We start from the raw sequence: 22,161 nt of genomic DNA, 5'->3' as shown, positions 1-22,161 counted from the left end.
ACAGTTCATGAACGGAACGGTAACGCCGCACAGCCTTAATGAAAAATCATCTTATTGTATTTATTGATACGCTGGTGTTATCAATTCATATGCGCATAACTGCCCGACAGATTGAGCTTTTCCAGATGGCCTATCGACACCGGTCCACGCGAAAGGCGGCAGATGCCCTGCACATATCTCAGCCCGCTATAAGCCGTGTCGTCGCTGAGCTTGAGGCCGAAATGGGCGTGCCCCTGTTCGATCGATCGGGACGTAAATTCGAGCCAACCTCCGCGGCGCACAGTCTGCAGCAGGCGGTTCAAAAACACTATCAGGGCTTGGAACGTATCCAGGAGGCCGCAATTCAAATCGCCTCTGGCACTGGAGGACATTTGCGTGTGGCAACGGTTCCGGCAGTGGCCGATACCCGCGTTGCGGTTGCAGCCGGCAGACTCATGGCGGAACTCTCTGCCCTAAGAGTGGATGTCGATGTTCTGGACGAGAAGGCCGGAATGGCCGCGCTGCGCGAAGGACGAGTGGATTGCGCAATTGTATCGTCTGATCCCGGCGATCCAAATCTGGCTTGCACTCGGTTGGCCGACCTTCAACCGGTGGTGATTGTTCCCCGCGACGACCCGCTGGCCAAAGCGCGCAAAGTCTCGCCTGCTCAACTCGCGGAGGCTCCTCAAATCATGCTGACACCTCGCAGCCCGTTCCGTCGAGCAGTGGAGGTAATGTTCGACAGCTCTGAGGTTCCATTTCAGGTCAGAGCCGAAGCCCAGACACAATCCGCTTTGGTTCGCATGGTCGCTCAGGGCGCAGGCCGTGCAATCGTTGACAAAGATATTTTAGGCATGTCGACAGCAGACGATGTGTCCGCCGTGCCTTTGACATACGACCTCAGTTGGCCGGTCCGAATGATCACCTTTTCCGCATCAAATGACATTCCCGGTTTGCAAAGATTTACAAATGAACTGAAAGAGCATCAGGATCAGACCCACTAAGCTCAAGGATATACCATTCATCATCGTCTGAAGTGCGAGCGTTTGTGTGTACGACCTCTTTTTAGCTTCCACTGAACACGAAACCTAGATCTGCCCCGCTGGCGAAGAACGAAAACATCAGCGCCGAAGCTTGCACAAACGCTCTGGCAGGCTTCCTGGTGAAAGCCGTCAGCTTTGGCATCGAATGCAAAAACAACGTCTAATACCGGTCTCTCAAACGCCCAGAACATCGCTTGCGTATTGTCGGTCGTCCCAATCTGGATCTCACGAGGTCCACATTGATGCTTCGGCGTCAATAAATCCCTCGCTCGTGGTGTTGCCACTTTGGTGGGCATTGGCTGAACGCCCAGTAAAGAGAAGTTGAACTCGGGGCTGGCAGTAGCAACGAATGCCTCTAATGGGCCATCCTCATAATTGCCGATGTCGCCTCACTATGATTTGTACATATTTTCGGCTTTGGTCACTGCCGACCCAATCCGGACGTTGGTCCAGGGGGCACATTGCTGTGGTGGGGTTCTCGAAAGCTGCAATTCGGGCGCGGATCTGAATTACCATGATAAGCATGTTCGTAACGCAGGCCTACCCGACATTCGAGTTGAACAGAATATCCATCTTTAGGGAACGCTCTATACTCAAGGCCGGTTTAAAACAAAGTCCGGTACTATCCCTGCCCTCTTGATAGCTGCTTCAAAATCATGCCCTGCGAAGAACCCAAATCCTGAGATGAGCGCCGAAACTATGCCGGCATTACGTGCGCCCAGAATGTCGGTGTGCAGGCTGTCACCAACCATCAGAACTCGGGACTTTTCGATGTGTCCGAGACGTCGGAAAGCAAGATCATAGATGTTGCCAAACGGCTTTCCAAAGAACTGAGGGGCGACACCTGTCCGGTCTGCCAGTTGGTGCGCAAAAAGGCCGGGCTCCATGGAAAATCCATACTCGCGAGGAGCGACAATATCAGGGTTGCCAACCATTACCGGGCGGGGACGCTCTAACAAGGCGGACTCTAACATGGTTTGCCGGGATTCAGACCAAGCCGCTGAACCGATCATCAGGAATCCATCAACGGTTTCGTAGGGATTTGGGTCATCCTCCAGATAGGTGAGTTTCAACCCTTCCAGGTCGCGAAGACCGGCGCTGGGTGTCGCCATCAACCCCCAATGCAATTCACTTTGGCCGTTTAGCTCTGACAATAATGTAGCCCGACTGGTAATCACGTCCTGTGGCGCAAAGTCATAACCTAGTCGGGTATATTTCTCTAATAGAGTGGCGTGAGGAAACCCTGCGGCATTTGACACGACCAGAACACGTTTGCCATCTGCTTTCAGTGACCTGACCCGTTCTGGTGTGTCTGGGATCGCCGTATCACCGATATTAAGAACCCCGAAGGCGTCCAGAAGGAACACGTCGAACTCATGAGCGATGTCCTCTAGCGTCTCAGCCTTACGATAGTTCACTTCGGTAGTTCTGTTTTCCGGAAGGCGATGTCTTACAGCCTCGTAGGCATCAAAAGCCTCTTGCGCAGAGAACCCGGTCAAATGATGGCCCCTCTTACTTTCGCAGAAACCCATTCACTGATCATGACCGCGACAAGAATTACAATCAGGATCAGGCTGACTTGTGGCCAGGCCAGGACATTTAGCGAAGCCGACAATTGCAACCCGATGCCCCCGGCTCCAACCAGCCCAAGCACCGTGGACTCGCGGATGTTGATATCCCAACGGAAGACTGCAATGCCTGCGAAAGCGGGCAGGATTTGTGGAACGATTCCGTAGGCCATGACCTGCCAACGTGAAGCACCGGTCGCCGTGATCGCTTCGACCTGAGTGTGATCAATTTCCTCAATCGCTTCATAAAGAAGCTTTGCGCAAAACCCGATTGAACGTATGGCGATTGCAATGACACCGGCAAAGACGCCAGGACCAATAATCGCGATCAATAGAAGCGCCCAGATCAACGAGTTGATGGAGCGGGTCGAGACGATGACCAACAGGGCAATAGGGCGGATGAACAGAGCCGATGGTGTGGTGTTGCGGGCCGCCAGAAAGGCAACTGGCACTGCCATGCACAGGGCAATTATGGTTCCCAGGGTGGCAATGTTTAGCGTGTCCCAAATCGGGCGACCCAACTGGGTGATGTAATCCCATTTAGGAGGCGTTGCTCGGGTCCAAATATCGTTGGCGATGCGGGGCGCATCCCAGACGAAAAACCAAGTCGTCGACTCTGAGATCAGCTGCCAGCAGTAAACAAAGATCGCCACGCCCAGAAACCAGCCGAACCAACGAACCAGACTCTGACCCGTTGTCCGGCGACGCCAGATTTGCGCATCGTCGCGTTCAACTATCGGCATTACTGAACCCTCGCTCGTATAATTCCCGAAAGGTATTCAAGAGCCATCACGATGCCGATAATAAGAATGAGAATAGCTGCCGCAGTGTCGTATTCATAGCGGTCGAATGCGGTGTTCAAAGTTGCACCAATTCCACCAGCCCCCACGAGCCCGAGGATCGCGCTTTCTCGGAAGTTGATGTCGATCCGATACATGGAAAGACCCACAAGTCGCGGCATTACCTGAGGCTGAACGCCATAGTTGATCCATTGTGGCCAACGCGCTCCAGAGGCCTTAATCGCCTCGGCCTGAACCTTGTCCATAGCTTCGATATCTTCGGCCAGAAGTTTGGACAGAAACCCGATGGTAGCGAAGGAAAGCGTCAGAAATCCGGCCAGCGGACCAAAACCGAAGATAGCCACCAGCAAAATGGCGACGATAATCTCTTGCAAAGCCCGGCTTATCGCGACAATGCCTCGGCAAATCATGTAGATTGGCAATGGCGCGATATTGCGGGCCGCTCCCAATCCAATCGGAATCGAAATCAGGATGCCCACCACCGAGGCGGCCACGGTCATCACGATACTTTCCAGAAGGCCGCTCCAAATGTCTGACCACCGTGAAATGAAGTCCGGGCTGGTAAACGCAAGTACAAACGCCCATCCCCGATCCAGCCCTTCATAGACACGGCCCCAATCAACTTCGATGGTCATGAACGCCGCGACCAGGTAGGCGAAAAAGCCAAGGAGCAATGCCCAGCGGAGCAATGGGTTTTTAACAAAGGCGGGCTTACGCCAGCCTTTTCCCAGCATGTCGTCTAACTCTCGGTGGCTCATTCTGCAGCCTCGACATCTTCATCTTCGTCGACTTTTTCGATGGTTGCTTCCCAGTCTTCCTCCCCGTAGATCTCGGTCAGCTTTTCGGGGGTAAGGCCTGTGGGCAGCCCATCATACACTATTTCGCCAAAGCGGAGTCCCACGACGCGGGGAACAAACATCTGAGCGAGCGCCACATCATGGATATTGATAATGGCTGCCAATCCGCGTTCCTGACATAACTCGGTGATTAGGCGCATGATCTGACGGCTGGTCTTTGGGTCCAGCGACGCAGTTGGCTCATCAACCAGCAACAGTTTCGGGTTTTGAATCAAGGCGCGGCAGATGCCGACCCTTTGGCGTTGACCACCTGACAGTTCATCCGCCCGCTTGTCGGCCATATGTAGCAGCCCCACCCGATCAAGCAGGCGGAAGGCTTCGTCGACATCCGACTGCGGATATCGACGCAGGAAGCTGCGCCAGAATCCAACGTATCCTAATCGTCCCGAAAGAACGTTTTCCATCACCGTGAGGCGTTCGACCAAGGCATATTCCTGAAAGATCATACCCATTTCACGGCGCGCTTTCCGTAAGGCTCCAGATCCGAGTTTGGTCAGGTCCACGTCATCCAAAAGGACACTACCGCTTGTGGGTTCAACCAACCGGTTGATGCAGCGGATCATGGTCGATTTGCCTGCCCCCGAGGGACCGATCAATGCAAGAACCTGTCCTTTTGGAACCTCAAGATCAATGGCCTTCAGCGCCTGATCTCCGGTCTTGTATGTTTTCGTCAGCTTTTGAAGACGCAGCATAAAATGCCCCAGATTAGGGTGAGTAGCGGGCCCTTTCAGGCCCGCAAGATTGGCCAAGGGTTACTGGCAGGCGTAGGAGACGCCATTTGCCGCGTCAATTTTCCGAATGACGTCCCAGAATTCCTGATAGGTCATCTCAAGGAATTGACCTTCATTCGATTTCGAGAACTCGGCTTCAAGTGTCGTGCCGTCCCAGTCGAAGTTAAAGAAAGCATTGCGGATCTTCTCCTGCAACTCGGGCGTCAGGTTGTAAACCGTGCCAAACCCGGTCGTTGGGAAGGTCTGCGACTTGTAAATCGTCACGACATCATCTTCCTTGATCACATCGCGCAAGATCATCCGGGATTTAACCGAGTTCGCGATCGAGGCCGCCAAGTAATCCTTGTTGGCAACACCCAGGATCGAATTGTCGTGCTTGCCCGAGTAGACAGGTTCGAAATCGCGTTCGGGCAGAAGATCAAAGTCGCTTTTCAGGATTGCTGAAGGCGCTTTAAACCCAGAGTTGGATGTGGGCGACGTAAACGCCAGTTGCTTGCCCTTGATGTCCTCGACCTTTTCGATGCCCGAGCCCGGATAGGTGATGATTTCCATCTCGTAACCGAAGTTACCGTCCTTCGAAGCCATGATTGTGAACGGGCGGAACCCGGCGCAGTTTACCGCCAGCGGGTTGGAGCCAGTGTTAAAGCCCGCAATATGCAGACGCCCCGAACGCATCGCTTCAATCTGGGCGGCGTTGTTCTGAACCGGAAAGAAGACAACGTCCTTGCCAGTTTCCGCTTTCAAATGGTCGAGAAAATCCGACCACGCAGTTTTGTATACGGCGGGGTCTTCAACCGGAGTATAGGCAAAAATCAAGGTGTCAGGATCTATTTGCTCGGAGGGGTCTGTGGGGATATCAGCAATCAAATCCCCGTCGGCATCACAAAACCGCTCATCCAGGTCACCGCGCGGACAATCTTGTGCCGACGCCGTCCCACTCAGCGACATGAGCGCAATCGCGGATGCCCCAATCAATAGTTTTATATCGATCTTCATGTTTTTCCTCCCAGTTATGCGCGGTCCTTTTTTGATCCGCTGTTAATCAATCATGTCATGCCTACCCGGCGACGAGTAAATCGATCTCGGCGCCCTCAATAGCGTTACGCAATTCTCCTGTTGGTTTTTTATCGGTAACGATGGAATCCAGACCGCCAAGGTCTCCCACGTGAGACAGGCCTTTGCGGCCGAATTTCCCGGAATCAATCAGAAGATGCCGCTTCTCGGAGCGCGTCAGCATCATTCTCTTTACAGCAGCAAAGCCCCGCACTGTCTCAGAAGGACCTTCGGCTGAGAAACCCGAGGAGCCGATCATACATCTGTCGACATTGAAACGGGACAGAAATTCCAGCGTTTCGGTGCCTATCGTTGCGGATTCAGTAGCCAAATATTCCCCTGGGCATAGCAGGACTTGGGCAGCCCCATGACCAAGGGTCATCGCGACGGGAATTGAATTGGTGATCACCGTGCAATGCGTGCCGAGATAAGCCAGTGCACGTGCCATCTCGATGGTGGTTGAACCGGAATCGATCATGACCGTTTCACCGCCCTGGATCAGTTCTGCGGCTCTAACACCTATCCGTTCGCGTTCCTCAACCCGGGCGCTTGTCCGTTCATCCAAACCCGGAAACTGTCCTTGCGCAGGGGCTGATGCCCCGCCGTGTGCACGCGCTATCAAGCCGTCATTCGACAGAGCGTCGAAATCCCTGCGTACTGTTTCGTTGGAGACGTTGAATCGCTGTGCCAGTTCGCTGATGCGGACGTGCGGGCGTAGCTTCAACTCCAACAGTATCTGTTGGCGCCGGTCGGACTTCTTTACCCGGCTCTGCTTCTTTTCAGACATTTTGCCGCGCGTTTTGGTTTTGGACATCCGACGACCCGACTAGGTTTCGAAATCTACCTTTGTGGGCTTTCGGGCATTTTGCAATAATTTTTGTTGCATAACCCTCGGAAGGTTGTGAGAATTCGAGAGAATCCAAGTACTTCAAAGCGCAGAGCTAAAATGCACATGCTGATCATACTCAGAATGGAAATCGAGGAAGCGTCTTAACCGGCCAACTTGCTATTTAGACAGCTTCCTTTTCGGTTTTGATCGTGTGGCATTGAGGGACAGCATGAGCGACAGCGAAACGGCAAATCAGATTGCGGCGCTTCCGATGCGCTGGGACAAGACTGGCAAGTTGCGTGTTCTGATGGTCACTTCACGGGATACGGGCCGGTGGGTTATACCAAAGGGATGGCTTATGGACGGCAAAAAGCCGTGGCATGCCGCTGAAATAGAAGCTCAGGAAGAAGCGGGTGCGGTCGGCACCATCTCGAAACGGCCAATCGGTCATTTTTTCTACGACAAGCGATATGAAGGCAGAAGCAGCGTTCGCTGCCGCGTCACCCTTTATCCATTGGTCGTTGAAAAGCTGAAGCGACGCTGGAAGGAAGAAGGTGAGCGAACGCGTCACTGGTTTTCACCGGCAAAAGCCGCAAAGCTGGTCGAAGAAAAAGACCTGTCACAATTGCTGAAAAATCTAACAGACAATCAAGAAGTCAAATCGGTCGCGAAGAAGCTTCGAAAGGCTGCTTGAGGAAGGGCATAATAGAACCGGGAAGCCCGGACACAATAAGCACAAAGGGAGGAAAAAATGAGGAAATTGACAACCACTGCGGTTGGATCAGTGATTGCCTTGGCCGCGTCACTGTCGGCGGCACAGGCCGATAAGCTTACGTTCTATTGTTCGGCGCAAGAAGATTGGTGCCAACTTATGGCGCGCAGCTTTGAAGATGCGACTGGCATCGACGTCAACATGACTCGAAAATCGTCAGGCGAGACCTTTGCACAAATCCGGGCCGAAAGTTCGAACCCGAAGGGAGACGTTTGGTGGGGTGGTACGGGTGATCCGCATTTGCAGGCCGCAGAGGAAGGCTTGACGATGGAATACCTATCGCCAATGCGCGACCAACTTCACGATTGGGCGATATCCCAGGCTGAAAGCGCGGACAACAAAACGATCGGCATCTATTCAGGCGCGCTTGGGTACGGCTACAATGCCGACCTTGTCGCAGCAAACAATCTGCCCGAACCTGCCTGCTGGAAAGACCTGTTGAAGCCCGAATACAAAGGGCATGTTCAGATGGCGAACCCGAACTCGTCAGGTACGGCCTATACGACGCTGGCTTCAATGGTGCAGATCTTCGGCGAGGACGAAGGCTTTGAGTTCATGAAAGGCCTGCATTCGAATATCAACCAGTATACCAAGTCAGGCTCAGCACCGATTAAGGCCGCCGGACGTGGTGAGAACACAATTGGTATCGTCTTCATGCATGACGCCGTGAAGCAGGCCGTTTCAGGGTTCCCTATCAAGGTCGTGGCACCATGCGAGGGCACCGGATACGAAATCGGCTCGATGTCGATTATTGAAGGAGCCCGCAACGAGGAAGAGGCGAAGAAGTTCTATGACTGGGCCCTGTCGCCCGAAGCGCAAAATCTTGCCCTTCAGGTCAATGCGTTTCAGGTGCCATCGAACAAGGGCGCGGAAACTTCGGAAAGCGCGCCTGACATGAGTCAGATCAAGCTGATTGACTATGACTTCAAGAAGTATGGCTCCTCAGATGAACGAAAGCGCCTGTTGCAGAAATGGGACGAGGAAGTTTCGGTTCTGCCGCAGTAAATGACTGATAATATATCAAAAACGACCCATCCGGTCCTGATCTTCTGGATCATCGCCGGGTGGGTCGGATTCTGCTTTCTGCCATGGTACATGGTTGACGGCGGCCTATGGTCCTTCGAATGGCTATTGGACGGCTACCCATTCGACGAGGACTATGCCCCGGCTGCATTTCTGATCGGGCAAGGCGAAAAACTCTGGCTCACTCCACTTCTGATAGCGCTTGTATTGCCGCTTCTGGTGTTAAAGCGCGCCAAATCTGACCCGCTCTACGCGCGCATTCTGATCCTGTCCGGTGCGCTCGGCTTCGGCTGGTTGATCGCTCAGGGGTTCAGCATTGGTATCAGAGGCTTCAACTTCGACTGGTTGGAAGCATTGTTCGGCGAGCTTGGCGACCGTCAGTTTGGAATGGGCTATGGCGCAATGATTTGCGCATCTAGCTTTCTGTTCCTGCTCACTCAGGGGATCGCTGCAAGAGGTGCCATTAACGGTGACGTTTTCGTCGTAAGTGCTATTGGCGGTGTGATAACAATCGTCACCGCATTTGTCTTTTTCCCCATCGCCAAGATGCTTTTCGCGGCCTTCGTCACTGAAGACGGCGCGTATTCCATCGCGGTATTTTTCTCGAAGTTTTTTGATGATCGACTGTGGGGTTTGGGCTGTTTTCGGGGTGCGCGCTGCGGCGCCGCCTGGAATTCACTGTTCCTCGCCATCCTCGTGGGCGTCATCACCACGGTCCTGGGTCTGTGTTTCGCGTTGGTCGTGACGCGCTCGGGCTTTCACTACAAGCGCGCGCTTCGGGCCTTGACCGTACTGCCAATAATCACCCCGCCATTCGTGATCGGTCTCGCGCTCATCCTGCTTTTTGGCCTGTCCGGTTCCGTCACCCGGTTTTTTGCCGAGCTTTTCGGCACGCAGCCGACACGCTGGCTTTACGGAATGCCGGGCATCCTGATCGCTCAGACACTCGCGTTTACGCCAATTGCGTTTCTCGTACTGATAGGCGTTGTGGAAGGCGTTTCGCCTTCAATGGAAGAAGCTGCCCAGACGCTTCGCGCCAGCAGATGGCAGACGTTCAAGACGGTTTCTTTGCCGCTGATGCGGCCTGGTCTTGCGAACGCATTTCTTCTGGGCTTCATCGAAAGCATGGCCGATTTCGGCAACCCGCTTGTATTGGGCGGAAATTTCGACGTGCTTTCGACCGAAATATTCTTCGCCATTGTCGGCGCTCAATATGATCAAGGCCGGGCTGCGGTCCTGGCCATGGTGCTGCTGTTCTTTACCCTTTCGGCCTTTTATGCGCAGCGCGTCTGGCTGGGTAAGAAGAGCTACACAACCGTCACCGGTAAGGGGGATGCAGGGGTTCATCCGCTGATGCCTACCGGCCTTTCTGTTCCCGTGCTGCTCATCGCTCTGGGTTGGGCACTATTCACAATTGTTGTCTATGCGATGATCATCTACGGCAGTGTGGTCGAGCTGTGGGGGGTCGACAACTCGCTGACGATTAAACACTACATCACCGCATTTTCAGTCCGCTTTGAAGAAGAGGGTATACGTTGGACCGGAGCCGCTTGGGACAGTTTCTGGACCACCATCACAATCGCAGCCATTGCAGCACCATTGACTGCCGCCGTTGGGCTGGTAACGGCCTATCTGCTGACCCGGCAGAGCTTTGCGGGCAAGAACGCCTTTGAATTCGGCACCATGCTGTCATTCGCTATCCCAGGTACCGTAATCGGCGTTAGCTACATCCTTGCCTTCAATGTTCCGCCAATCGAAATAACGGGTACAGGTGTCATCCTCGTGGTCAGCTTCATCTTCCGAAATATGCCGGTTGGTGTTCGCGCGGGCATCGCAAGCATGTCGCAGCTGGACCGCAGTCTTGATGAATCTTCGCTGACCCTTGGCGCAAACTCCTGGCAGACGTTCCGAAACGTCATCCTGCCGCTGTTGCGCCCCGCGATCCTTGCTGCTCTTGTCTACAGCTTTGTCCGCGCCATGACGGCGATCTCGGCTGTCATCTTTCTGGTCAGCGCGGAGTATGACATGGCAACCAGCTATATCATCGGTCGGGTCGAGAATAACGACTATGGCCTTGCTATCGCCTATTCGACAACGCTGATCTTCGTGATGCTCGCGGCGGTCGGCTTATTGCAACTTCTCGTCGGTCGGGTCCAGATTGGCCGGCGCACTCAGCACGGAACGGAGACATCGCCATGACCGACACCAAAATCGGTTCCAAGGCCGCCCCGGTACGCTTTGAGAACGTGTCTAAAGTGTTCGGCAAGGATATCGTCGCCGTCGATAATATCAATCTTCACGTAGACGCCGGAAAGCTCGTCACGTTGCTTGGCCCGTCAGGCTGTGGGAAAACAACAACGCTGCGCATGATTGCAGGGTTAGAGATGGCCAGTTCCGGCAAGATCCTGATTGGTGACCGGGACGTGACCAAACTGCCGGCCACCGACCGCGACGTATCCATGGTGTTTCAGTCTTACGCGCTTTTCCCTCATATGAGCGTGCTGGAGAACGTGATGTATGGCCTCACATTCTCGGGCTTTGCAAAAGATGAGGCTCGCAGCCGCGCACTGTATGGTTTGGAGTTGGTTGGTCTTCAGGGGTTCGACAACCGCCTACCCTCGGAACTATCCGGCGGCCAGCAACAGCGTGTTGCCGTCGCGCGCGCGCTGGTTCTTGAGCCGCAAGTGCTGTTGTTCGACGAGCCTCTGTCCAATCTGGACGCCAAATTGCGCCGTCAGGTGCGCGAGGACATCCGGGCAATCCAGCAAGACCTCGGCCTGACAGTTGTTTACGTGACCCACGATCAGGAGGAGGCGCTGGCGGTCTCTGATGAGATTGTTGTCATGCGCAACGCGGCGATCGCTCAGATGGGCACACCACGCCAGCTTTACGATGCCCCGAATGACCGGTTTGTTGCCGATTTCATAGGCGAGGCAAACCTTTTGGATTGCCAGATCGTCGATATCAATGGCGACGCGGCAACGATAGAAATAGAAGGCTACCGCCACACGCTGCAACGTCGCGGTTTGTCCGAAGGGGCTGCAACCATCGCCGTGCGACCCTCACGTTTGGTGATCGGTTCAGACCAGGGCATATCAGCCACGGTGGCTAAGGCGACCTATGTCGGCGTTCGGATGGAATACACGCTGACAGGTGCATTCGGTCAGGTTTTTGCCGTCCACGATGATGTCGAAGCACCACTAGAACCCGGCACCGAAATCAGGATGGGTTTTGCCGCCAAAGGGCCGGTGCTTTTGCCGGACTAACTACTGAGTTTTATGCTCATCACCTGCCCCGAGCTCTCTATCGTTCCGGTCGTCCCGATAGCGGATTGGGGCCTGAGTGCGACAGGCCACAAACGCTCTATAGAATTTACATCCAGTGAAGTCTTGTCAAATGTCACGCAAATTTGGATCAGTGGCGAGCGAATGGCCTGCGAAGCAGCCAAGGTTCCTGCGCTGCTGACAGAGGCTGGATGGTCCGTTAGTGTTGAGCGGATTGAACGGAGAACCATTGATGCGCCAATGGTTCGAGAACAATGGTCGAGTGATGAGTACATCCGGGAGTGCCTAGCGATCAGGGTGAAGCGCAAGCTGACCAATCCCGACGCAATCGATTCCCTGACGGATCTGTTCATCCTTCGTGGCCCGCCCGGTTTCATACATTCAGACAATGGGTCAGAATTTATCGCCCACGCCGTCCGAGAACGGATTGCCGCCGTCGGTGCCCTGACGGCTCATATTGAACCTGGCAGCCCGAGGGAAACGGATATTGCGAAAGCTTCAATGGCCGGCCCAGCGGCGAGATTTTCTACAACCTGCGCGAAGCACAAATCCTGATCGAACAGTGGAGGAAACACTACAACACAAATTACCCACCGCTCTGGGCACCGATCGTCAGCGCCCGAAACCATCATCCCAATGGAACAAAAGCCAATGGTGCACCAACAGTCAAACTGGGCCCGTCAGATGAGGCAGCTCAGTGTTCGATACGGTGTGTCATTTCGGGATCTGGAAGAAATCATGGTGGAACGTGGCGTTGAACAGAATCACGCGACGCTGAATTGCTGGGTCAGCTGGTATGTTGGTCTGGTTTCTGAAGCTGCCAGAAACCGGAAGCGTGCCGCGGATCGCTCTTGGCGCATGGATGAGACCCATGTGAAAGTGAAGGGTGAATGGGTTTACCTCTATTGCGCTATCGACAAACACGGCAAGACACTGGACTTCATGCTATCCAAGCGCCGGGATAAAGCTGCTGCGACAAAGTAATTTGCCGGGGCGCTCGTATCGAACGGATTGCCGCGAAAGACTATTATCGACAAAAGCGGGGCCATCACCGCTGGCATTTAAGCCATGAACAAGAGTCAAAAGGGCGTTGGTTGCCCAATGCTGATCGAGATGGTGAGGCGGAAATACCTCAACAACATTATTGAACAAGACCACCGTTTTATCAAACGTCGGAACAAGCCGATGTTGGGTTTCAAGTCACTTGAATCAGCAGCGTCCGCTCTGGCAGGGAATGAACTGGTCAACATGATCCGAAAAGGTCAATTCATATCCGGCCTCTCGCCGTTTCAGCAGTTCGCGCAAGTGGCAGGATAATAGATCCGTCTAATCCACCTACCCAGCTTTCAAAGAAATTTGCGACAGAACCCCTCTACAGTCAGCAAGGAATTTCGCAACAAAATCCCTTGGCTTCACCTGATCAAGAACTTTCGGGCACGCGAACCCAGACTTCAACGCGACGATTGCTGGCCCGGCCTTCATCGGTATCATTGCAGTCGAGCGGCATCTGTTCACCGAAACTCAGCGCCTGAATGTCAAATTCGCTCAGCCCATCAGCGGCAAATTCATTTGCAAGCACCTCTTGCACTGCCTCGGCGCGTTGTTGCGCAAGCCGCGTGTTGTTCCGCGCATCACCCACGCTATCGGCAAAGCCGACAAGCAGAAGTTCCAGCCCGTCGAATTCGCTGTTGCGCAGTCGGCTTGCCAGGTCGCGGATGTTCAGCACAGACTCCGCATCCAGATTGCTGGAGGCATTGTCAAAGCGGAACGTGATCGATAGGCGGTCAGCACGGCGCAACTCGCGCATCATAGACGAAAACTCATCCCCGCTGAAATCCGGTTCGACGGCAGCGGCGTGGATCAGGGCTATACCCATGTCCTGTATCTTCATGCGCTGAAGTCGCGCGCTGGCGAACCCTGTATCCTCAAGCACAGATTGTGCAGCATCTGTCTTCGTCCATTGAAGGAAATCACCGGCAACCGAATGCAGATTCTCTTCTGCGGCGTACGCAAGGATTGGGCGCGACAACGGATAGTTGTTGATTTTCAGATCGAAATTGGACGGTTCAGACATAAGCCCACAGGCTTTACGGATGGACATCATATCGGCCCCATCACGCTGTACCTGCACGCGATCAAGGAGACCAAGCGCCGAGCGATCTGCACGGACGGAATTGATCAAGTCCTGCGCACTGGGATGAAATACTGTATCCGCGACCAGGGGGCCATCGGGACTGCCAGAGATCTTCTGATAAAAGAGCGCTGGTCTATCCCCTTCTAGCAGATGCAGCGTAACCGGCGAATTGCCCCCGCCCAGGTTTTCCCAGGACCGCAAATCACCGGACAGAATGCCCGCGATTTCTTCAATGCTCAGGTCGCGGACAGGGTTTTTGTCGCCGGCAATCAGAACGCGACTGTCCAGTGCAAGCATAAACTCCCGCTCCGTACCCGCAGCCGTGTCGATCGGTTGGTCTGTGATCATGATGTCCGGAGCGAAGACGGAATCGGCCGCGTTGGAAGGCTGCATGTCTATTTCGGCGACCACGGAACCGTCCTCACTGCTCAGAAGAGTGACAACAGAACGACCTGGGGATTGCTCGTCAATCAGATAGCGAAGCCCACGCTCGCGCGCATATTCGCTCAGCAATGCCGGCATCATGAAGTCAACTGCGTTGGTCCCGCCAAGCACAGCGATCTTCGGATCATAGAGATTCAAATCCGGGCAGGCGGCGCCAATGCAGTCTACCCGGTCCGTGGAAAGTTGAAAGCTACCGAGCGGGGTTTCAACGACATAGTAGCTGTCGCTGTATTCGACCAACTCCCCGATAACTTCTGTGTCATCGCTCCGCGAGACCAACGTCACCCTTGTGTCGACTACCTCTTCTTCCGGTTCGGCTTCCGCGATAGTTCCGTCAGCTCCGGGACAGCCCGCACCGGAACATTTAAGCATCGCAGCATAAAGTGTCAGTTTCCCCAACTCTGTCTGCAGGACATAGGTGGCCCCGTCATACTCCAGAATTACGCCGCGGACACTCGTGCCGCCGTCATGAGTGGTGAGTTCAACTTCATTTGCCGGTTGCGCGCTTGCCTCAAGAGCAAAAGCAGATGCGAACATGCTGGCGGCCACAAACACTTGTCTGGAATTGTGCGCCAGGAATGATTTTGAGGTCCAGAAAGCATGGGACATCTGATTTTACTCCAAATTTCGCCTGTTGGATTCGCCGAAAGATCGGGTGGCTGGGGATTGGGCTGCGCCCGCAGCAGCCCCCGATGGATGCCTTCAGCTTGAAGAGGATTGCGTGGTGTAAAGGGCAACTGCTTCATTCATACGCTGCAGCAACGGTTCACTGTCGCGTGCAAGAACGGACAGATCACGGTCTGACAGCACTTCGCCGTTCACCGCGCGTTCCAGCAGTCCTTTTACCGGATTCCACAACTCTTCGACTTCGCGCAGTTTTCGGGCGATTTCCGGTGTGGGCGGGGCAATGACGCCAATATCCTCGAAACCGTCCTGCAGTGCGGACAACGAGGTATCAAAGAGTTCAACCGTATCGGCCAAACGCGCCGCCTGCTCAGCCGGATCTTCCGCCGCCTGCATCAGGCAGGCCTCTTTCACTGCCTTTTGGGTCAGCATGCGCTGGCGCCCGGCGATATCAACGGTGATCGCCAGATTCAGAGAAACCGACTCCGTTTCAGAGGCATAGGCCCGTGCCATTTTATAGACAGCGATATTCATGAACTTCAGCACCCGCAGGCTTGCGCTGTCGAGTTCATCCAACTCTGCGTTGGCAATAGTGGCATTATCGATGCCGGTTTCAATGATCGCCTTGTAAGCGGCCCAATGTGAATCGATCGCCCCAAGCGCCCCGATGACTGTGTCGTTGCCTTCAGCCTCAAGACCCAGATCGGAGTCCCCGTTGCGCAATCCCTGGTCCGATTGCAAAAACAGGCTATAGGCTTGGGTCATCTGGTCAAAAGACGTGGTAAATCCCACATCCCGCGCCATCAGACAAGCGGCTTTGGTTATGCGCTGGGTCAGCATTCGCTGACGGCCTGCAATATTCACACGATGTGTAACCTGATCCACATTTGTGCTGTCCTGTGCAGTCGAGGCCTGGGGCGCAACTGTTGCGCAGACCAAGAGGGTTGCGGTCAGAACCATTCTGATCATTCTTATTTCCTTTTGTGCTGAGAATTGCCTGTCTCAGGTCGTTTTGTATTGGTCACCTGTACATGATGACGGCTTCGTTCATCGTGCGCAGAAGAGGTTCTGTTTTCCTCGCAAGAGCTGCAAGGTCCCGGTCCGTCAGTCGTTCTTGGGCAACCGCGCGGTCGAGAAGCACTTTCACTGGCCCCCAAAGATCGGACACTTCGCGTAGTTTCCGGGAGAGCTCTGGGTTGGATGGAGGAATAACGCCTGCGGCAGGAAAGCCTTCCAGAAGGGCCACGAGAGAGTGGTCAAACAAGTCCACTGTCTCCGCCAGCCGCGCGGCCTGCACAGCGGGGTCAGTTGCGACACGCATCAGGCAGGCTTCTTTCACAGCCTTCTGTGTCAACATTCGCTGACGCCCGGCAACATCGATTGTCATCGCAAGGCCCAGCGGAACCTCCGGGGTTGCGGACGCATAGGCCTGCGCGGTGGTGTAAACCGCTGCATTCATAAACTCGAGCACGTTGAGACTGGCGTTGTCGAGGACTTCGAGATCCGCACTTTCGATTGCTGCGTTTTCGATCCCGACATCAACGATGTCCCGATAGACTGTCCAATGCGGATCGATCTCTTCAAGCGCCTCGAGAACAGAGCTGAATTCTTCCGGGGCCAGCCCGAATTCCGGGTCCCCTTTACGCAACGCGCTATCTGAACGAATGAACAAGCTGTGTGCTTGGGTCAGTTGGTCATAAGCCGTGGTTGTGCTGATGTCCTGTGCCATCAGGCAAGCCGCTTTCGCCATCCGCTGCGACAACATCCGTTGACGTCCTGCGATGTTGATTCGATTTGTTGCCTGTGCCGCAGAATCTGCTGACGCGGCCGTGGATTGCGCAAACACACCTGTCGGAGCAACCAGCACCAAAGCGATCGCAAGCACGTTTCTTAACATCATAGGGTCTCCGGGATTGCCGGTTAGGGTCTCGACTCAACCCATCATCTAGTGACGAGCAGGCTTTCTGGGTTGAGCGACTTATACAGCCCTAAGGTGATTCACCTTGACCTAGATCATTAAATAGTGGTGAACACCTAAATAGGTTTAGTTTTTTGAATCTTGGTCAGTATCTTTACGAAGTTTTGGTTGGATGAGTTGGATGCAGAGAACGCGCCGTAACAACGGATTTAAGAGGCAAGTTCCGCAAACTACCAAAACGGAAAGATTCCGGGCATGAGTTAATCCTTGCGGATCATATGCGCCAATACAATTCCATCCAATTTTTCCGTTGCTGAAGCAAAGGCGTTTAAACCCAGCACCGGGACTGAGGGTTCAATGGCAGCCTTGAACCGTAGCTATTTTTGATTGATCGAGGGATTGGTCCGTCATAGCCTGCGGCATATGTCCGAGTTTCTCCATCTTGTCGCCTTAGAGCGCCACTCTGCTCATCGTCGAAAGCGTTTTGCCGGATAGCTGGTCTTTGCATTTGTGACCCACCCGGAAAAACAATTTTGGAGACCTCAGATGACTGAATTCACAGAAATCCCGGTGCTTGATCTTGCACCTCTGATCAATGGCGAGGATACGACCAGCCTTGCCTTGGAATTTGCCGAAGCCTACGGAAAAACCGGTTTTGGGTACGTTGTTAATCACGGCGTTGACCCGGGCTTGCGCGCTGCCGTTTTTGCCGCCTCAAGGGCGTTTCATGCCCTGCCGGAGATCGAAAAACAGGCAATCGCGCTTGATAGATGCCATCGCGGCTACATTGCGATCAACACATCCACGGACGTGAACTCTGACCTGGCCAAGGTGACTAAACCCAATCAGTCCGCGTCGTTCATGATGATGCGCGAGGATGCAGAGGTCGACTCTGCCGTCTATCTGTCCGGACCAAACCAATGGCCAGATCTGGAAGGGTTTCGAGAGGCCTGCGAGGCCTATGCTGCGGCGATGACAAACTTGGGTTACAAACTCATGGGTCTTGCTCTCGATGCAATTGGCGTCGCCGATCGCTCGATCCTCAGTGCATTCCAGACGCCAACGATTTGGCTGCGTTTGCTCCACTATCCACCACAGCCGCCGCAGGCTCCGGATGATCTGTTCGGGTCTGCCCCCCACAAGGACTTTGGATGTCTGACATTGCTTGCACAGGACAATGTTGGCGGTTTGCAAGTCCAAACACCCGCCGGCCATTGGGTGGACGCACCGCCAATCGAAAATGCCTTTGTGGTCAATGTCGGCGATATGCTGCACCGGCTCTCCAACGGAAAGCTGTTGTCCACCCCGCACCGGGTGATCAACGCGACCGGACAACAGCGCTATTCCGTTCCGTTTTTCTTCGACCCACATGTCTCCGGCGAAATCGCGCCACTTCCGGGGACGGGAACTGCGAGGTTCGATCCCCTGAACTTTGGAGAGTTTCTAAGAGGCGAACTGGAAGCGAGCTACGAAGCACATCAGGTTGGCCAGTCGGATACCTAGAAGTGCGCAGCGTTGGTAGTAGCGCCTCGGTAGACTGATATCAAAAGCCGCGAAGGACACGGGCGGATGTATCTAATTTTGCTCGTCGAGGTGGATGAGTTCGGTCTCCAGTCCCGCACATTTCAATGGCAGAGCGCCGGATCGAAGGACCCGGCGCTCTGTTTGTTTGAAGTACAGGGCTCGACGATCTCGCGCCCTGTCACTGGCCTTGACCTTAAGGCCAAGAACGCTCACCCTCGATAACTTGCGCGCTGAGTTCAAGATCGCCCACGTTTACAAAGTCTGGGTAGGCTTCCTTCATCGCCGCAACCAGCTCGGCAGAGTTTTCCGCCTTCTGCGATGCGACTTCGAACGCCGCGACGTATTCTCTGGTAAAATCAACGATGCTCTCATCCTCGGCGCTTTCGCCGATGACGTGACCGGGAATGATACGCTCGGGATCGAGTGCGGTGACCTGGTCCAATGTCGCGCGCCACTTGTCGCGGCTTTCAGGCGTTTGATTGTCTGCAAGCCAGACATGGACGTTTTCGTAAAGAACCACACCGCCCAGAACGGTCTTCTCACTGGGCGCCCAGAGGAATGTGTGGACGGGATCATGGCCCTCCAGACCGACAACCTGAATGGTCTCTCCGTCGACGGTCAGGCTGTCGCCCTCCAGAACGTTCGGGACGATCAGCTCGGTAGGCGCGTTTTCCTTCAGGATTGGCCCCCAGAAATCATACTTGAGCTGGATCGTCTTCTCGATCCCCTTCACGGTTGCCGGTGTGGCGAGGATTTTGACATCGGGATAGGCCGCGCGGATCGTATCAAGCCCGAAATAGAAATCGGGATCCTTGTGGCTGATGAAAACAGTCGTAAGCGGCTTGCCAGTAGCTTTGATCATGCTGACCAATTGTTCGGCATCATCTTTTTCAAACTGCGCATCGACCAGCAGCACTTCATTGGGCCCTTCGATCAGATTTGAAGAAACCGGAAACAGGCTGCCTTCGTCAGGCGTGAAATGGGTGATTTTCATATCAGCGGCTACCGCGGCCGACGAGATCATCGCAGCTGCTGTGGCGGTCAGGATTGCTTTCATAGTCATCTCCTTTGTCAGGGGGCAACCTTGAATAGCCGTCGCGATTGCCCTGTGCGTTTCAAATAAGGAGTCGACGCTGTCAGCTAAATACGCATTATGTGGACTTACCGTCAATTAAAAGATGACAATAAATGTCAAAGTCCAACCTGAACCGTTTGGAGTATTTTGTAGCCATAGCCGAGGCCGGAACCATTACGGCTGCGGCGGATCGCTTGCGTGTTAGCAAGGCAGTTGTCAGCAAGCAATTGCAGCTTCTTGAAGAAGAGCTGGGAGCAACGTTAATTGTTCGAAATTCCCGCCATCTGAACCTGACGGAAATTGGCCATACGTTTTATGCGGCTGCGCAGGCCTCAGTTGCGCAAGCAGAAGAAGCCTATGCGATGGTGCGCCGCGGCAGCACCGAACCTTCCGGGTCATTGCGCATCACTGCACCACTTGATTTCGGCGCTGATTATGTTGCCCCGGTCGCGGCAGAGTTTCGTAGATTGTACCCCGCAGTAACCATAGAGCTGACGCTGAGTGATGCACGGATTGATCCGGTTGGGGCACGGTTCGACATCGCGTATCGGGTCGGCTGGTTGGCCGATTCCGCAAACATTGCGCGTAAACTGGGCGAATTCAGGCAGATCGTCGTCGCCTCTGAAAGAGTGGTCAATGAGTTTGGCGACCCCAAAACGCCAAGCGATTTGGCGGATTTTCCGTTTATCGAGCATCAGGCGTTATCTACTCCGCTCCGATGGCGATTTTTAGGGTGCTCTGGCGACTCGGTCGATGTTGAAATGACGCGGGCCCTGTCGGCCGACGTAACACCTGCAATCAAAGCAATGACACTTGAATCGGCAGGTATCTCTATCCTTCCGGACTTCTACGTCCGAAAAGAGCTTGCGGAAAAATCCCTTGTCCAGCTTCTCCCGGAGTGGACCCTCCCGTCCGGAGGCATATTCGCAGTTTACCCGCCGACGCAGTACAGATCGACCGCCACACAACGGTTTTCGCAGATCTTTGTCGAGCACATACGAAAAAAACTGGCGTAGGCAGCAACAGCCAAACCACCCTTGGGCAAAATGAGCAGCGACAACCAGCATCGCGGCTTTTTGTTGATCTTTGTCCGTCGTCAGTAAATTTGAGGCAGATGACGGTGTGATCTAGAGTCAGGATGCATTGGTTTTTTTAATGCGCTGCGTGATTCACGGCCTGGAAAACGGAGCTGTGATATGAGCGACCTTTTTCTGGCTGAGCGACGAGCAGATGGCCAGGCTTTCCCCTTTCTTCCCTAAGTCGCACGGCAAGCCACGGGTCGATGATAGAAGGGTGTTGAGCGGGATTATCTTCCTCAACCGCAATGGGTTGCGATGGCGAGATGTGCCAGAGGCATACGGGCCGCACAAGACGCTCTACAGCCGGCGGAAACGTTGGAGCGAGAAAGGCATCTGTGCCCAGATGATGGTGGGCCCGGCTGCCGAACACGGCGAGGGGAAAACCGTGATGATCGATGTGACCTATCTGAAGGCACACCGTATCGCGATCAGCATGGCCGCGAAAAAGGGGGGCGTGGCCGCCTGATTGGTCGAACCAAGGGCGACATGAACACCAAACTGCATGCTTTCTGTGACAACCAAGGGCGACCGCACAGCCTTTTCGTCACCGCTGGTCAAGTTCGGCCCGCGAGCGCTACTGAGCAGCGTACCAAATGTGGAGTGGCTGCTCGGGGATCGTGGTTATGATGCCGCCTAGTTCCGAGATGCGTTGAAAGACAAAGGTATACGTTCCTGCATCCCAGGCCGAAGACAGCGCAAGACTACCGTGAAGTATGACAAACGCCGAAATAAACAGCGTAACCGGATTGAGATCATGTTCGATAGACTCAAGGGGTGGCGGCGTGTGGCGACACGCTACGACAGATGCGCAAAGGTCTTTCTGTCAGAAATCACTCTCGCTGCAACCGTCATCCATTGGTTATGAATCCAGACCCTAAGGGTATTCGCCAATTATCAGGCGCGTGTTCCTTTTGACGAACCTGTTGTCTAATTCAACATCACCATTGAGATATTTCCATTATCACGATGCCCCAAATTTCTGAACGCAGACATAAACCGGGGCTTTTACCCCAAGCCATCTTCGAGAACTCGATGCGGTTTCGCCTTCGCAATTCCAGCAGGCAAATCCCGTGAAACTCAATCGCAAGCGGCCGTCACAATCATCTCAACCTTGAGCACGTCGCGCGCCAGCTTGGCCTCGCCACAAGCACGCGCCGGGGCGTGACCTTCCGGCACCCAAGCGTCCCAAACGTCATTCATCTCGGCGAAATCCGCCATGTCGGCCACCCAGATCACACATTGCAAAATGCGGGTTTTATCGCTGCCCGCTTTGGCCAACAGATCCTCGACCTTGGACAGGATTTCGCGGGTCTGATCCGCAACCGTAGCAGCGTCCGAAGTCTGGCCACACAGATAGGCGACGCCATTGTGCTTGACGATCTTGCTCATGCGTTGGCCAGTTTCGATACGGGTGATTGTCATCT

Annotated in this window: 18 protein-coding genes and 3 pseudogenes; 10 read left to right on the top strand and 11 right to left on the bottom strand. The window is 54.3% G+C overall.

Annotated elements, in window-relative coordinates; genetic code table 11:
• Positions 1-38: 38 nt before the first annotated feature.
• Positions 39-983, top strand: coding sequence for a LysR family transcriptional regulator (locus tag ACR0KW_RS17595; protein WP_480806170.1), 945 nt, complete (start codon positions 39-41; stop codon positions 981-983).
• A gap of 632 nt (positions 984-1,615) precedes the next feature.
• On the opposite strand, the gene ACR0KW_RS17590 is transcribed toward ACR0KW_RS17595, so the two are convergent.
• The 6 genes from ACR0KW_RS17590 to ACR0KW_RS17565 all read right to left on the bottom strand — a co-directional run bounded on the left by ACR0KW_RS17590 (position 1,616) and on the right by ACR0KW_RS17565 (position 6,845).
• The gene (locus ACR0KW_RS17590) at positions 1,616-2,521 is read right to left on the bottom strand and encodes an HAD-IIA family hydrolase (RefSeq protein WP_480806169.1); all 906 of its coding nucleotides are present in this window, start codon (positions 2,519-2,521) and stop codon (positions 1,616-1,618) included.
• Positions 2,518-3,333: a phosphonate ABC transporter, permease protein PhnE gene (gene phnE / locus ACR0KW_RS17585; protein ID WP_480806168.1), complete on the bottom strand. Its 816-nt coding sequence runs from the start codon at positions 3,331-3,333 to the stop codon at positions 2,518-2,520. The genes ACR0KW_RS17590 and phnE (ACR0KW_RS17585) overlap by 4 nt, the downstream gene beginning before the upstream one ends.
• Positions 3,333-4,148, bottom strand: coding sequence for a phosphonate ABC transporter, permease protein PhnE (gene phnE, locus ACR0KW_RS17580; protein WP_480806167.1), 816 nt, complete (start codon positions 4,146-4,148; stop codon positions 3,333-3,335). The genes phnE (ACR0KW_RS17585) and phnE (ACR0KW_RS17580) overlap by 1 nt, the downstream gene beginning before the upstream one ends.
• Positions 4,145-4,939: a phosphonate ABC transporter ATP-binding protein gene (gene phnC / locus ACR0KW_RS17575; RefSeq protein WP_480806166.1), complete on the bottom strand. Its 795-nt coding sequence runs from the start codon at positions 4,937-4,939 to the stop codon at positions 4,145-4,147. Before phnC ends, phnE (ACR0KW_RS17580) begins: the two co-directional genes overlap by 4 nt.
• Before the next feature lie 60 nt (positions 4,940-4,999).
• Positions 5,000-5,974: a phosphate/phosphite/phosphonate ABC transporter substrate-binding protein gene (gene phnD / locus ACR0KW_RS17570; protein ID WP_480469231.1), complete on the bottom strand. Its 975-nt coding sequence runs from the start codon at positions 5,972-5,974 to the stop codon at positions 5,000-5,002.
• A 61-nt stretch (positions 5,975-6,035) separates the two neighbouring features.
• Entirely contained in the window at positions 6,036-6,845 is an 810-nt protein-coding gene (locus tag ACR0KW_RS17565; protein ID WP_480806165.1) for a DeoR/GlpR family DNA-binding transcription regulator, read from the bottom strand.
• Positions 6,846-7,089: 244 nt separating this feature from the next.
• Between ACR0KW_RS17565 and ACR0KW_RS17560 the strand changes: the two genes are divergently transcribed.
• From ACR0KW_RS17560 to ACR0KW_RS17535, 6 genes and pseudogenes are all read left to right on the top strand, one after another.
• Positions 7,090-7,554, top strand: coding sequence for an NUDIX hydrolase (locus tag ACR0KW_RS17560; protein WP_480806164.1), 465 nt, complete (start codon positions 7,090-7,092; stop codon positions 7,552-7,554).
• Positions 7,555-7,611: 57 nt separating this feature from the next.
• The gene (locus ACR0KW_RS17555; protein ID WP_480806163.1) at positions 7,612-8,637 is read left to right on the top strand and encodes an ABC transporter substrate-binding protein; all 1,026 of its coding nucleotides are present in this window, start codon (positions 7,612-7,614) and stop codon (positions 8,635-8,637) included.
• The gene (locus tag ACR0KW_RS17550) at positions 8,638-10,854 is read left to right on the top strand and encodes an ABC transporter permease (RefSeq protein ID WP_480806162.1); all 2,217 of its coding nucleotides are present in this window, start codon (positions 8,638-8,640) and stop codon (positions 10,852-10,854) included.
• Complete coding sequence (locus tag ACR0KW_RS17545; RefSeq protein WP_480806161.1) at positions 10,851-11,921, top strand: ABC transporter ATP-binding protein; 1,071 nt, start codon at positions 10,851-10,853, stop codon at positions 11,919-11,921. The genes ACR0KW_RS17550 and ACR0KW_RS17545 overlap by 4 nt, the downstream gene beginning before the upstream one ends.
• Before the next feature lie 219 nt (positions 11,922-12,140).
• A pseudogene (locus tag ACR0KW_RS17540) lies at positions 12,141-12,569 on the top strand (integrase core domain-containing protein); the annotation flags it as partial.
• Positions 12,570-12,638: 69 nt separating this feature from the next.
• Positions 12,639-13,256 (top strand): annotated as a pseudogene (locus tag ACR0KW_RS17535) (IS6 family transposase); the annotation flags it as partial.
• 103 nt (positions 13,257-13,359) lie between these two features.
• Here the strand turns inward: ACR0KW_RS17535 and ACR0KW_RS17530 are convergent.
• The 3 genes from ACR0KW_RS17530 to ACR0KW_RS17520 all read right to left on the bottom strand — a co-directional run bounded on the left by ACR0KW_RS17530 (position 13,360) and on the right by ACR0KW_RS17520 (position 17,038).
• The gene (locus ACR0KW_RS17530) at positions 13,360-15,054 is read right to left on the bottom strand and encodes a phosphate ABC transporter substrate-binding/OmpA family protein (RefSeq protein WP_480806160.1); all 1,695 of its coding nucleotides are present in this window, start codon (positions 15,052-15,054) and stop codon (positions 13,360-13,362) included.
• 165 nt (positions 15,055-15,219) lie between these two features.
• On the bottom strand, positions 15,220-16,110 hold the full coding sequence (locus ACR0KW_RS17525; protein WP_480806159.1) for a type IV pili methyl-accepting chemotaxis transducer N-terminal domain-containing protein: 891 nt from the start codon (positions 16,108-16,110) through the stop codon (positions 15,220-15,222).
• Between the two features lie 52 nt (positions 16,111-16,162).
• On the bottom strand, positions 16,163-17,038 hold the full coding sequence (locus ACR0KW_RS17520; protein WP_480806158.1) for a type IV pili methyl-accepting chemotaxis transducer N-terminal domain-containing protein: 876 nt from the start codon (positions 17,036-17,038) through the stop codon (positions 16,163-16,165).
• A 567-nt stretch (positions 17,039-17,605) separates the two neighbouring features.
• Between ACR0KW_RS17520 and ACR0KW_RS17515 the strand changes: the two genes are divergently transcribed.
• Entirely contained in the window at positions 17,606-18,562 is a 957-nt protein-coding gene (locus ACR0KW_RS17515; protein WP_480806232.1) for an isopenicillin N synthase family dioxygenase, read from the top strand.
• A 214-nt stretch (positions 18,563-18,776) separates the two neighbouring features.
• Here the strand turns inward: ACR0KW_RS17515 and ACR0KW_RS17510 are convergent, their stop codons facing one another.
• Positions 18,777-19,640, bottom strand: coding sequence for an MBL fold metallo-hydrolase (locus tag ACR0KW_RS17510; RefSeq protein ID WP_480806157.1), 864 nt, complete (start codon positions 19,638-19,640; stop codon positions 18,777-18,779).
• Between the two features lie 131 nt (positions 19,641-19,771).
• Between ACR0KW_RS17510 and ACR0KW_RS17505 the strand changes: the two genes are divergently transcribed.
• Both ACR0KW_RS17505 and ACR0KW_RS17500 read left to right on the top strand, forming a co-directional pair.
• Positions 19,772-20,674 carry a LysR family transcriptional regulator gene (locus ACR0KW_RS17505; protein WP_480806156.1) on the top strand — a complete coding sequence of 301 codons (903 nt, stop codon included), beginning with the start codon at positions 19,772-19,774 and terminating at the stop codon, positions 20,672-20,674.
• Between the two features lie 214 nt (positions 20,675-20,888).
• A pseudogene (locus ACR0KW_RS17500) lies at positions 20,889-21,602 on the top strand (IS5 family transposase).
• Positions 21,603-21,814: 212 nt separating this feature from the next.
• On the opposite strand, the gene ACR0KW_RS17495 reads toward ACR0KW_RS17500, so the two are convergent.
• Positions 21,815-22,159, bottom strand: coding sequence for a RidA family protein (locus tag ACR0KW_RS17495; protein ID WP_480806155.1), 345 nt, complete (start codon positions 22,157-22,159; stop codon positions 21,815-21,817).
• Positions 22,160-22,161: the final 2 nt, after the last annotated feature.

Source organism: Ruegeria sp. CG11 (assembly GCF_056537245.1).
This window is presented reverse-complemented; position numbering and strand designations above follow the sequence as displayed.

Coding starts and splice junctions, on each gene's coding strand:
- ACR0KW_RS17595 (WP_480806170.1), top strand. CDS start 39: ATGAAAAATCATCTTATTGTATTTATTGATACGCTGGTGTTATCAATT.
- phnE (WP_480806168.1), bottom strand. CDS start 3,333: ATGCCGATAGTTGAACGCGACGATGCGCAAATCTGGCGTCGCCGGACA.
- phnE (WP_480806167.1), bottom strand. CDS start 4,148: ATGAGCCACCGAGAGTTAGACGACATGCTGGGAAAAGGCTGGCGTAAG.
- phnC (WP_480806166.1), bottom strand. CDS start 4,939: ATGCTGCGTCTTCAAAAGCTGACGAAAACATACAAGACCGGAGATCAG.
- phnD (WP_480469231.1), bottom strand. CDS start 5,974: ATGAAGATCGATATAAAACTATTGATTGGGGCATCCGCGATTGCGCTC.
- ACR0KW_RS17565 (WP_480806165.1), bottom strand. CDS start 6,845: ATGTCCAAAACCAAAACGCGCGGCAAAATGTCTGAAAAGAAGCAGAGC.
- ACR0KW_RS17560 (WP_480806164.1), top strand. CDS start 7,090: ATGAGCGACAGCGAAACGGCAAATCAGATTGCGGCGCTTCCGATGCGC.
- ACR0KW_RS17555 (WP_480806163.1), top strand. CDS start 7,612: ATGAGGAAATTGACAACCACTGCGGTTGGATCAGTGATTGCCTTGGCC.
- ACR0KW_RS17550 (WP_480806162.1), top strand. CDS start 8,638: ATGACTGATAATATATCAAAAACGACCCATCCGGTCCTGATCTTCTGG.
- ACR0KW_RS17545 (WP_480806161.1), top strand. CDS start 10,851: ATGACCGACACCAAAATCGGTTCCAAGGCCGCCCCGGTACGCTTTGAG.
- ACR0KW_RS17530 (WP_480806160.1), bottom strand. CDS start 15,054: ATGTTCGCATCTGCTTTTGCTCTTGAGGCAAGCGCGCAACCGGCAAAT.
- ACR0KW_RS17525 (WP_480806159.1), bottom strand. CDS start 16,110: ATGATCAGAATGGTTCTGACCGCAACCCTCTTGGTCTGCGCAACAGTT.
- ACR0KW_RS17520 (WP_480806158.1), bottom strand. CDS start 17,038: ATGTTAAGAAACGTGCTTGCGATCGCTTTGGTGCTGGTTGCTCCGACA.
- ACR0KW_RS17515 (WP_480806232.1), top strand. CDS start 17,606: ATGACTGAATTCACAGAAATCCCGGTGCTTGATCTTGCACCTCTGATC.
- ACR0KW_RS17510 (WP_480806157.1), bottom strand. CDS start 19,640: ATGAAAGCAATCCTGACCGCCACAGCAGCTGCGATGATCTCGTCGGCC.
- ACR0KW_RS17505 (WP_480806156.1), top strand. CDS start 19,772: ATGTCAAAGTCCAACCTGAACCGTTTGGAGTATTTTGTAGCCATAGCC.
- ACR0KW_RS17495 (WP_480806155.1), bottom strand. CDS start 22,159: ATGACAATCACCCGTATCGAAACTGGCCAACGCATGAGCAAGATCGTC.